This is a genomic window from Mucilaginibacter lappiensis (assembly GCF_900155965.1).
GTDB classification, from domain to species: domain Bacteria; phylum Bacteroidota; class Bacteroidia; order Sphingobacteriales; family Sphingobacteriaceae; genus Mucilaginibacter; species Mucilaginibacter lappiensis.
Genome location: NZ_FTMG01000022.1, coordinates 71,440 through 82,918 on the forward strand (window position 1 = coordinate 71,440; position 11,479 = coordinate 82,918).

At 45.4% G+C, this 11,479-nt stretch carries 9 protein-coding genes and 1 pseudogene; 2 read left to right on the forward strand and 8 right to left on the reverse strand.

Annotation, left to right across the window (positions count from 1 at the left end; translation table 11 throughout):
* Positions 1-207: 207 nt before the first annotated feature.
* The 4 genes from BW976_RS27020 to BW976_RS27035 all read right to left on the reverse strand — a co-directional run bounded on the left by BW976_RS27020 (position 208) and on the right by BW976_RS27035 (position 4,153).
* Positions 208-678 carry a nucleoside deaminase gene (locus BW976_RS27020; protein ID WP_076378484.1) on the reverse strand — a complete coding sequence of 157 codons (471 nt, stop codon included), beginning with the start codon at positions 676-678 and terminating at the stop codon, positions 208-210.
* Positions 675-1,052 (reverse strand): SdpI family protein, encoded by a 378-nt coding sequence (locus BW976_RS27025; protein ID WP_076378486.1) that lies wholly within the window; start codon positions 1,050-1,052, stop codon positions 675-677. Before BW976_RS27025 ends, BW976_RS27020 begins: the two co-directional genes overlap by 4 nt.
* Before the next feature lies 1 nt (position 1,053).
* Positions 1,054-1,389: a tRNA-binding protein gene (locus tag BW976_RS27030; protein ID WP_076378488.1), complete on the reverse strand. Its 336-nt coding sequence runs from the start codon at positions 1,387-1,389 to the stop codon at positions 1,054-1,056.
* A 118-nt stretch (positions 1,390-1,507) separates the two neighbouring features.
* Positions 1,508-4,153 carry a ligase-associated DNA damage response DEXH box helicase gene (locus tag BW976_RS27035; RefSeq protein ID WP_076378490.1) on the reverse strand — a complete coding sequence of 882 codons (2,646 nt, stop codon included), beginning with the start codon at positions 4,151-4,153 and terminating at the stop codon, positions 1,508-1,510.
* A 115-nt stretch (positions 4,154-4,268) separates the two neighbouring features.
* Between BW976_RS27035 and BW976_RS27040 the strand changes: the two genes are divergently transcribed.
* On the forward strand, positions 4,269-4,976 hold the full coding sequence (locus BW976_RS27040) for a hypothetical protein (RefSeq protein ID WP_076378492.1): 708 nt from the start codon (positions 4,269-4,271) through the stop codon (positions 4,974-4,976).
* 297 nt (positions 4,977-5,273) lie between these two features.
* Positions 5,274-5,873 carry a hypothetical protein gene (locus BW976_RS27045; protein WP_139332441.1) on the forward strand — a complete coding sequence of 200 codons (600 nt, stop codon included), beginning with the start codon at positions 5,274-5,276 and terminating at the stop codon, positions 5,871-5,873.
* A gap of 165 nt (positions 5,874-6,038) precedes the next feature.
* On the opposite strand, the gene BW976_RS27050 is transcribed toward BW976_RS27045, so the two are convergent.
* From BW976_RS27050 to BW976_RS27065, 4 genes and pseudogenes are all read right to left on the reverse strand, one after another.
* Positions 6,039-8,909: a M16 family metallopeptidase gene (locus BW976_RS27050; RefSeq protein WP_076378496.1), complete on the reverse strand. Its 2,871-nt coding sequence runs from the start codon at positions 8,907-8,909 to the stop codon at positions 6,039-6,041.
* A gap of 65 nt (positions 8,910-8,974) precedes the next feature.
* The gene (locus BW976_RS27055) at positions 8,975-9,481 is read right to left on the reverse strand and encodes a DUF2059 domain-containing protein (RefSeq protein ID WP_076378498.1); all 507 of its coding nucleotides are present in this window, start codon (positions 9,479-9,481) and stop codon (positions 8,975-8,977) included.
* A 2-nt stretch (positions 9,482-9,483) separates the two neighbouring features.
* Positions 9,484-10,593, reverse strand: coding sequence for an acyltransferase family protein (locus BW976_RS27060; RefSeq protein WP_076378500.1), 1,110 nt, complete (start codon positions 10,591-10,593; stop codon positions 9,484-9,486).
* 231 nt (positions 10,594-10,824) lie between these two features.
* Positions 10,825-11,479 (reverse strand): annotated as a pseudogene (locus BW976_RS27065) (glucosamine-6-phosphate deaminase); the annotation flags it as partial.

Consider the following 11,479-nt stretch of genomic DNA (forward strand, 5'->3'; position numbering starts at 1 on the left):
AAAAGTTTAATGTTGTGACGTAACAAATATAAGAGATGAACTGAGTTTTTGTTCTAAAAAAATTGTCAGGATTGTGTAAGGGTGCTTAGTTCATGGTTGATGGTTCATAGATCATGGATTGTGCTTACTAGTTCATGATTGGTTGTCAGTATTTTGCAAATAGACTATCAACCATGATCTATGAACCATCAACCATGATCTATGGACTTATCTCCTTTTCGATTTAAAAAAACTCTTCACCAACTCTGAGCATTCGTTTTCGCGGATGCCGCCGGTGATCACGGTTTTGGGATGAGTTATTTTTTGGTTGAGCCTGCCGAAACCCAGTTTAGTATCATACGCGCCAAATACTATCCTGCTTACCTGGAACCAGTATGATGCTCCGGCGCACATCACGCAGGGTTCCATGGTTACATATAAGGTGCAGCCTTGCAAATACTTGCCGCCCATGGAGTTGGCTGCAGCGGTAAGGGCCTGCATTTCGGCGTGAGCTGATACATCGTTCAATCGTTCGGTAAGGTTATGACCCCTGCCGATGATCTTGCCACCCGATACCACAATGGCGCCGATAGGTATCTCATCTTCTTCCAGGGCATATTGGGCTTCTTTTAAAGCTTCGCCCATAAAAAAATCATCCGGCGATATCGTGGGTTCGTCCTCAAAACTGAAGTATCTCATTTTTGTTCCTTGTGAAAGATTTTTTCTAAATGATTTTCTGTTGATACAATGATATATACCCCTGTGATCGGTCCGGAGGCGATAAGAAAAAGTGCAGTTAACCCTTCTTTCAATCGTGCCGGAATACTTACTTCATTTAATATAAAGGTAACCAGCAAGCCTGCTATCACTAAAAATATTCCGATTTTTACCATATAAATAGCCGAATAGCGATTAGCTTCATCCCAGGTTTTCTGGTTTTTTAGTGCTGATGGCATTTTATAACCATACCATTTATTAATGTGTTTGGGAGGATAGTAGTGAAAGATACATCCCAGCAATAGTAAAATCACTCCAACCATTTGCGGTCCTATTATCCAACTGGCTACATTCATCTTAAATCAATTTGCTGCCGTTGGGCACAGGTTTATCTACAGCGGCTAAAACAATATCCCCGTTTTCGTCGGCAAAGCCGGTTACTAAAAATTCCGACATAAATTTGCCGATCTGTTTTTTCGGGAAATTAATTACCCCGATGATCTGGCGCCCTGGTAGTTCGTCTAAAGTATAATGTTTAGTGATCTGCGCGCTTGACCATTTAATGCCAAATTCGCCAAAATCAACCCTCACTTTAAAAGCCGGTTTACGGGCTTCGGGAAATTCTGTTGCTTCGAGGATGGTCCCGATCCGGAGCTCTACTTGCTCAAAATCATGCCAGGTGATCGTATCCATAGCAGCAAAGGTAAAAATAGATGTGCAGATTTTTGAGGATAGATGTGCAAATAAGAAATAGTAATCCACACGTCATTGCGAGGTAAGAAGCAATGACGTGGTTGTTAAAGGTGATTAGTTAAAAACCTTTCTTCCGGGTAATACCCGGTTTGCGGGGTTTACGTTCAGCAGGTTCTGCAAAACCTTCGGCACCGTAGCTGCGAGCCATTTTGGCAATGCGTTCTTCGAGGGTTTCTGTGGTCAGCTTTTCTCGACCCAGGCTGTCAACCATAATAGGGAAGGCGAATGGGGTAGGACGTTCGATGGTTTTGAGGATGATAGTTTGTGTGGCGATACGTTGCAATGCCGCCCTCAGCCGGAACTCTTCTAACTGAAAAGCCAGCGCCTCGTTATAGGCCTGGCGTACCAGCAGGTTGTCGGGCTCGTACTCGGTAAATACTTCGAACAGCAACGAAGTGGAGGCTTGCAGGTGGCGGTTTTTTACGGGCTGACCAGGATAGCCAGTAAATACCAGTCCGCCGATGTGGGCGATATCCCGGAAACGCCGGCGAGCCATTTCGTTGGCGTTGAGGCTGTGCTGTATATCGTCTAACAGGTTATCGATGGAAAAAAAGCTGGCATCTTCCAGTACCTGTTCAATGGGCACATCCTCGTCTGTCAGTAGTTCAAAACCATAATCGTTCATGGCGATAGAAAAGCTGGCCGGTTTTATTTTGCTGATGCGGAAGGCCAGCAACGATGCCATGCCTTCATGTACCAGTCGCCCTTCAAAAGGATAAAATAACAGGTGGTGCCCCTCGCGCGATTTGAATGACTCGATCAAAAACTCATGGCTTTGGGGCAGGTGCGAAAGCTGCTTTTGCAGATCAAACAAAGGTTTAAGCGCGATCACTTCCTCGTCCTTTTCTACCCCATGCGCTACCTCATCCAGCTTGTCCCGGAACACCGCTGCCAGTTGCGACGACAGGGGCATGCGCCCCCCGTTCCAGCTGGGGATAATACCCTTGGTGGAGTTTGATTTTTTGACATAGGCTGTCATCTCCTTTACGCGGATAAACTCGAGGCTGCGCCCCGCGAACCAGAAAGTGTTGCCCGGTTTTAGCCTGGATATAAACGATTCTTCGATGGTGCCCAGGCTGCCGCCGCTGAGCCATTTTACACGTACGCTGAGTTCGCTGGTAATGGTGCCGATGCTGAGGCGGTGGCGCATGGCCACACGGCGGTTATTTACTTTATACAGGCCGTTCTCTACTTCTACCTTTAAAAACTCATCATATTGCGCCAACGTTTTGCCGCCGGTGGTGATAAAGTCTAACAGCTGACCAAACTCATTGCGGGTCAAATCGGCAAAGGCGTAAGTGGTTTTTATCTCATCAAATAATTCCTCGGCCCTGAAACCATCGGATACGGCCAGTGTAACCATGTATTGAATCAGCACATCCATCGTAAGCAGAATGGGGTCGCGACTTTCAAAGATGCCCTTTTTGATGGCCTCTTTCAGGGCGGCGCCTTCCAACAGTTCCAGCGAGTGGGTAGGCACAAAATAAGCACGGGATACCGCGCCGGGATGGTGCCCACTTCGACCGGCACGCTGCATAAAACGGGCCACGCCTTTTGGACTGCCCACCTGTACCACGGTATCCACCGGTCGGAAATCGACGCCAAGATCCAGACTGGATGTACATACCACCAGTTTTAGGGCCTCGGCGTGCAGGGCCTGCTCCACCCAGTTGCGTAATTCGTTATCCAGCGAGCCGTGGTGCATGGCCATGATGCCCGCGTATTCGGGGTAATTATCCAGGATGGCATGATACCAGATCTCGGACTGTGAACGGGTATTGGTAAATATGAGCGTGGTTTTGCTGCGGGCTACTATTTCCATTACCTCGGGCAACAGCTTTAGTCCGATATGCCCGGCCCAGGAATAGTTCTCGACATTTTGGGGGATGATGGACCGGATATCCAACTTTTTATCCAGGTTGGCCCGAACCATTTTGACACGCTCCGGCGGGAAATCGTTACCCAGCAAAACTTCGGCCGCCTGCTCCAGATTGCCAATGGTAGCGCTGATACCCCAGATGCGCAATTGGGCTCGAGGTTCGGGGCACGGGGAGTCGGGTTCGGGGCTTGAGTGGGAGTTTTTCGACGTTGTTTTATTTTCATTTCCCGCACCACCTATCTTGTTTCCCGAACCCCGCAACTCGCTCCCCGCACCCAAAACTTTCAACTTAGACAATCCCAACTCTACCTGTACGCCGCGTTTGGTACCCAGGAGTTCGTGCCATTCGTCGATCACGACTACCTGTAGGCCGGCGAACATTTTGGGGTACTCCTTTTGAGCCAGCATCAGGTGCAGGCTTTCGGGGGTGGTGAGCAGTACTTCGGGTAGTTTTTTCTTGAGGGCCTGTTTCTCGGCAGCGGAGGTATCGCCGGTACGGGTGGCGATGTGCCAGGGTAAGCCAATCTCGTCGCAGGCTTCTTGCATGGCTTTGCGGATGTCGTTGGTAAGTGCGCGCAAGGGCGTTATCCACAGCATGAGTAAACCATTGTTTTTTTGTGTGGTATAGGTATCGGGATGTTGATTGATGAAGCCGGCCAGAAATGGCAGGAACAGCGCGAAGGTTTTACCACTGCCGGTAGGCGCGTTGAGCAAACCGGAATATCCCGAAAGATAGGCAGCCTCCATTTCCTGCTGAAAAGGGAACTGCTGCCAGTTTTTCTGCCTGTACCACTGCTGTATAACCTGTTGGCCTTTTGATGTCATATAAAGATAACCTAAGATACTGTTAAAAGTTTATTTTAAAATTCCATTTTTTTATTTGGTTATTAATTTGGAATTACAAATTTTTATAACTTAATTTGGAGTAAAATAATTGGTTATGGGAAAGCGCGTAGAATATCCTAATGCTTCATTCAAGTCTGCTCAAGAATTGGCTAGTGCAGTTGATTCATTAGGGGGGACTTGTTCCGCTGAATTGTGTGCGGAAAAAATGGGTAATAAACTAGGAGGGGGCTTTTTTTATATTGTTAGCTCTGCTCAGAAATTTAATCTGGTAAGCCAAAAGTCTGGGCAATTAACTTTGACCCCTTTATATCGAGATATAAAACTCGCTTATACAGAGGAGGAAAGAAAGCTGCTCTTGGCGCGGTCTTTTTTATCGCCACCAGTATTCTTAAGATTATACGAGCGATTCAAAGGTAAAGAATTGCCCATCGGAATGCTTGATAAAATGTTGATTAAAGAATATGAAGTAGACGAGAATGCTGCTGGTAGAATTAAGAAATATTTTATTGAAGGAGCTAAAACTACCGAGTTGCTAAATGCACAAAACCAACTCGTTTTGTTTGATAATGGTAATGGATTTAAAGTAGAAGAGTCAAATACTGACGATATTGCTAATCAAAAAGACATTTCGGAGGCCTCTGTAGAACCAACTATTATTAGTTTATCAGATTTAGATGAGTTTACTTTTCATATTACCGGTCCTGGTATTAATTCAAGAATAGCAATAAGAGAAGAAGAGGATTTTATAATATTAGAAGCAATGATCAAAAAGATTAAAAAGAAATTTGACTTCTCAATATAAAAATAAACCCAGTTGCTGTAACAACTGGGCTAATTGTTCATTGTAATGAGGAAAAAAAATCAACCTCAGGACGATTGGATTTACACACCATATATAACTGTTAAGGGAAAAAGGGTGTATCCAAAAAAATCTAAAGTTTTCAAATTTAAGCGAAAACCTTAGAGTCCGGAAAAGGCTATCCTCAAGGAGGAATAGCCTTTTTTTATACAAAATAAATAAAATAATTGGGAAAATGAAAGAATTTCTTCTTTTAAATACTTCACCCAACAAAATAAATATAATACCGTTATGATAAATATGATGAAGAATAGTGCGCTATTATTATGCTGTGCGGCCCTGTTTGCCTGTAAACAGCCAGGACAAAAACAAAACAGTGCTGATACCACAGCGAATGCTGCTTATACTGCTAAAGCCAAAACCGCTGTAACTAATAAACTGATCACTCCGGGCAGAAGCATTGGTGACATTGTATTAAGTGAAGATGTAACCAATGTGAGCCAGTTATTGGGCAGGCCCGATAGTTCGGACGCGGCTATGGGAAGCTCCTTAATGGTATGGTATGCTGGGCATAAAACTAATGGTTACCGAACCAGTGTATTTGCTCACCGTAAAATGGGCGATAAGGATGAGATCATCAGCAGGATACAGAAGATATTAGTTAATTCGCCGGAATATAAAACCGCAGAAGGCATTGGGGTGGGAAGCACTGCCGATGAGATCAAAAAAAGCTACAACCTGAAACCAACCAGCGACTATATAAATAAGGATGTTAAAGTACAGATTTATACTGATCTGGATAAAGGAATCTCTTTTGAGATAGATGCTAGTGGTAAATGCATCGGTGTGGTGGTGCATCAGCTACATGATACGGCTGTTGCTTATTTAAATATGCATTGAGGGTAACCGAACCTACAACGGATGTCATGCTGAGCACCGTCGAAGCATGGTGGCGGGCTTCTGCGCTCTACCCTTCAACGGGCTCAGGGTGACACCCTAAAATAAAAACGCCCCACCGGATTTATCCGGCGGGGCGTTTTGGGTTTTAATATCCCGGGAGAAAAACTATTTCTTTTCGGTTTTCTCTGGCATCAGTACCAGTTTGATGTAATTTTTACCACTCAGGTATTTGTTGGCGGCATCTTTGGTGCTTTGAACAGTTACCTGCTCCAGGCTACTCACGTGGCTCAGGATCTGGTCGGGGTTCTCTTTGTTTTGTAAGGAAGATGCCAGGTAACTTGTCCAGAAGAAGTTTTCTTTTAGCTGTTCCTGTGTTGAACGGGCTTCTTTAGCCACAAACTTCTGGATGTCTGTTGGTTGGGCACCGTTCTGTTTGATTTTGCCAATTTCTTCAATTGTAGCATTGATCAGCTTATCCACATTTTCGGGTGCGCAACCAAAATAAATGGTAATAGTATAACGACCACCCGGAATTTTATGGTAAGAAGCACGTACACCCGGAGCATACACGCCACTTTCCTGCTCGCGCAGGCGCTCTATGAGTTTAATGTTTAATACCTCTTCCAGTGCATCCATTTGCAGGTTGTTGGCATCGTTATAATCATAATCGCCACTGAAAACCAGTTGTACACTGCTTTTTTCGCCTACACCTTTATTTACGGTGGTGTTGATAATGCCGGCAGGCGGATGGATCTCGAGATTTTTATAATTCTCGTTGCTGTTGGTTGATGGCAGGGCACCCAGGTAATGGATTAGGAATGGTTTAATAGTTTCTACATTGAAATTACCAACCAGGGTAAAGGTAAATCCGCTGGCATTGGCGAAACGGCTTTTATAAAAGCTGTAAGCTTTATCTAATGTGGCTTTGTTTAACCTGTCGATCGTGGTTACCATCGACCTGAAATTATGATTGCTCAAAACAGCCGATACGGTATCCTGGAAAACGTTTACAGGGTCAAGACCGCGATTGGCCAGCAGCGACCGGGTTTGGTCAATTTGTGATTGCCAGATATCCTTATCCTTACGTGGCTGAGTAAAATACAAGTAAACAAGCTGCATAGCTGTTTCAAAATCTGCCGGCGACGAATTGCCGTTGATACCCTGTGCATAGTCACTAATATATGGTGATATGTTTACGTTTTTGCCCGCAAGCTTTTTATCTAACTGGCCCTGGTTAAACTGGGCAATACCGCTGCTGCTTACGATAGGGGCAGCTAAATTGGCCGAAGTAAAATCATCGTCACTGGCCAGTGATGTACCACCAAAAGAATAGCCGTTGATCAGGATCTGGTCGTTACGGAATTCGGTAGGTTTTAAAACAACCTTTACCCCGTTGCCCAAGGTAAGGGTGGTAGTACCGATGGCTTCATCCTTCACCTCGTTGGTTACAGCACTACCATCGGGAAGTTTGCTCATCAGTGGGTCCGACGATACATTATCAACATAGGCAGTTATATTTTGCCCTGCCGAAGCGATCCATTGTAAAATGGTTTTTTCATCGGGCAGTTTGTCTTTATCCTTATCAGGTCCTTCCACAATCACCACGCGGTTTTGATCACTGATGAATTTACCGGCAAGGGCGTTCATTTCGGCAAGGGTTATTTTACCAATATTATTTACATAAAAATTGTATTCAAATTCAATCCCGGGTATGGCTTCGCCGGTTAAAAAGTTTTGCTGATACTCCCGTACAAAATTTACCGAACGGGTTTTATCACGCTCTTTATAAGCATTGCCAATGCCTACCAGCGCGTCTTGCTTGGCGCGTTCCAGTTCGGTAAGGGTAAAGCCAAATTTGCGGGCGCGTTCGGTTTCGGCAACTACGGCTTTAACCGCAGCTTCCAACTCGCCGGGTTTGGATACGGCGATAGACGTAAACGCGTCCTGCTCACCAATAAAATCACCATAGCTGGATCGGCCATATAAAAACGGTGGATTTGGTTTTTGCAGCAATTCACCTAAACGGGCGTTTAGCATCTGGTTAAACAATTGCTCGCGTATTTGCTGCATGTAGTCGGTAGTAGTTTTGGTAGGCGCTCCAGGATGTTTTACAACGATCTGGGCAAGCGTGTACGGAAACTCCTTATCAGTAGCTATTTTAACCGCGGTACCTGGTGTTGGTGGTACGGTATATTTGGTACGTGGTTTTTCGCCGGCAGGGTTTTGCAGCTGCGAAAAATCTTGTTTGATGAGTTCTTCTACCCGTTTAGGATCAAAATCGCCCACAGCTATCACCGCCTGTAGATCGGGACGATACCAATCGTGGTAAAAACTTTTAATGGTTTCCGGTTTAAAATTTTTCAGTATATCCTCTTTACCTATAGGCAAACGCAAGGCATAGCGCGAATTATTCAGCAGCACAGGTAAGGTTTGCAGCTGTAAGCGCTCCTGCGCGTTTTTACCACGAAGGCGTTCTTCCTCTAAAACCACACCACGTTCTTTATCAATCTCGCTGGGGTCAAAGCTTACATAGCCGGCCCAGTTGGCCAGTATTTTAAAGCCGTTCTCGAATATCTTAACGGTATCAGACGGAATAGGTAGCTGGTACACGGTTTCGTTAAAGGAAGTATAGGCATTCAGGTCGGCGCCAAATTTCACACCTGATTTTTGAAGGTAATCAACCATTTGATTCTTCGGGAAATCGCGGGTACCGTTAAAGGCCATGTGCTCGGTAAAGTGAGCCAGACCCTGCTGATCGTCAGTTTCCAGAACTGACCCGGCTTTATTCACGAGGTATAGTTCGGCCTTGTTCTTGGGCTCCACGTTCTTGCGGATGTAATAAGTTAAACCATTGGGCAGCTTACCTATGATTACCTGATCGTCAACCGGCAGCAGATTACCTTTGGTAGCCACTTGTGCAGCAGCCGGTTTATTTTTTGCTGCTACGGCTGGTTTCTTTTTTACTTGTGCTATGGCGCTTCCGGAGGTAATGACTAATGCCAGGGCAACTGCGGAAAGCTTCAGGTTTAAATTCATATAATTAATGGGATATATAAATGCTAAGATGCAAAACGAAATTCTTAGTTACAAATTACTCGAAGTTAATTATTCTTTTGGGCCGGAACTGTGTCCGCCTGAAACGCGTCCTTCATCATTTGCTCTAGCTCGGGGCGATGAGCTTCAACGGATTGTTGGCCCAGTAGCATACCTTTTTGCATGAGCTCGGGTAGCTTTTCGCCTACTTTTTTACCCAGCGGGGTGTTGTAAAAGGCAGTTAGCTGATTGAGCTCACTTTCCGTAAACTCAGCAGCATATAATTTTGCAATAGGACCCTTCAACGCATCCCAGGTAAAGTATTTACCCATAAAAGTTTTCATGACTTTAACAAAAGACGCCCGGTGTTCTTCAGGTATTTGTGTGCTGCCGGTATTTATCGTTTTATCGATGAGATCTCCGAATTGTTTATCAATACCGGTTGCTATTAAACATTGTTCGGCTGCTTTCAGCTGCCCTTGTGTATATGTGGGCTGGGTTGTTTGTGCCTTGATGCTGCCTGCCGATAAAATAAACAAACAGATAAGTGTGATAAGGTTAAGTTTGATTTTCATACTTATATTTTGATAAAGATTTTTTTGATATAGAATATCCACATCACCAGCCACAATATAGCTACTGTAAATATAGCACTGACCAGCGAAGCATTGATGGGCGAAAAGTAAGGTGCAAATAAGGTTTGATAAATGGATGCCCCGCCAATTTTGATCATACCCATATAATGCGGGATATAACCCGACAGCACATAAGCGGTAATGGCATTAGCCCCAAAAACCACAAAAAAGTAGGTGAACCGCTTACGTCCCTGCACGTCAATAAGCCAATAGCATAGGGCCAAGGCAATAGTGGCCAAACCGCCGGTGTACAGTACAAATGAGCTTGTCCACAATGCTTTGTTGATGGGAAAGAACAGGTCCCAAATCAATCCCAGCACAACGGCAATTACGCCATAAGTAAACATCCAGCTTACTTTAACATTATCGTCGCGATCCTTTCGTTTTAACCAACTGCCCACACGAATGCCAAACAAGCTTGTAGCGATGGCAGGCAAAGTGCCCAGCAAGCCTTCCGGATCCCAGGTATGCGATTCGCGCCAGAGGTGGTTAGTGGTAAATACCAGCCGGTCTATCCAGGCACCCATATTGGTTTCGGGTTTTAGGTTGGCATAGCCCACGCCGGGCACCGGTATGCAGGTCATGATGATAAAATAACCAATGAGCGTGAAGGCAAAGATCCAGTCGCGGGTTTTTTGCGATGTTTTCAGGTACAGAATAGTACAGATAAAATAAACCAGCGCAATGCGCGGCAACACTCCCGGCAGGCGCAGATGTGCTAATCCGCCATCAGGATGAAATATCAATTGCGTGATCCAGGGAATAGCGATCAGGATAGCCGTACGGCGTAATGCACTTAGCAATAGTTTACCATGCGGTACCGTCGTCTTTTTGCTTTCCATGGCATACACCACAGACACGCCCACCATAAACAGGAAGAAGGGAAACACCAGGTCGGTAGGTGTACAGCCATCCCATTTGGAATGTTCCAACGGCGCATAAATATGCCCCCAGTCGCCCGGATCGTTTACCAGGATCATGGCAGCAATGGTTGCTCCGCGGAAAACGTCGAGAGAGAGAAGTCGTTGGGTTTTGATTTGCGTGGAGGTCATTTGAGTTGTATGCTATACTTTATTCTTAATTCCCAGGCTTCCTTTTTATTCCCGTTGTCTGTGTCCACACAGGCAGCCATTTCAATCGATAAATAAATCGACTGTGAAAACACAGCCCTTGGGATGTATAAGAACTATGTCATTGCGAGGAGGAACGACGAAGCAATCTCCTCGCGGTCAATATGTAAGCGAGGAGATTGCCGCGCTACGCTCACAATGACATGTTGTTTTTTAGAACTTGTACCGTTTAAACGCTTCCATGGCTTCATATTCAGCCAATCCGAGGCGGTCATAACGCTGAGCGGTGTCACGTGTACGATCCTCAGCGCGAACCCAGAACTCACGGGCATCATCACCCGGGAAAACGGGGCGGTCTTTTTGGGACTGATGTTTAAAGATAGCATTCCGCTTGCGGATCACCTCCTGGGGTGACAAAGGCACGGCCATTTCAATTTCATAAGTTTCAAACTCATGCCAGGCGCCGCGGTACATCCATAACCAGCAATCCTTAACCCAGGCTTCAGTCGCCTTCAGACGATCCAAAGCAGCCAGGATAATGTTAAAACAAACCAAATGCGTACCATTCGGATCAGCAAAATCACCGGCAGCAAAGATCTGCTGTGGTTTTACTTTTTGTAACAGTTCAATGGTCAGCAGGATATCTTCCTCGCCCACGGCATTTTTCTTGGTCTTACCGGTTTCGTAAAAAGGCAAAGCCATAAAATGGATATGATCATCCGGTAAACCCGCGTAACGGGCACCCGAGATCGCCTCGGTCTTACGAATGAAACCTTTCACATTGCGGATCTCCTGCGTATCGATCTGGTTGGGTTGTTTATTCGGGAAAAAAGCCCGCATCTCTTCATATAATTGATGCAGGTGACCA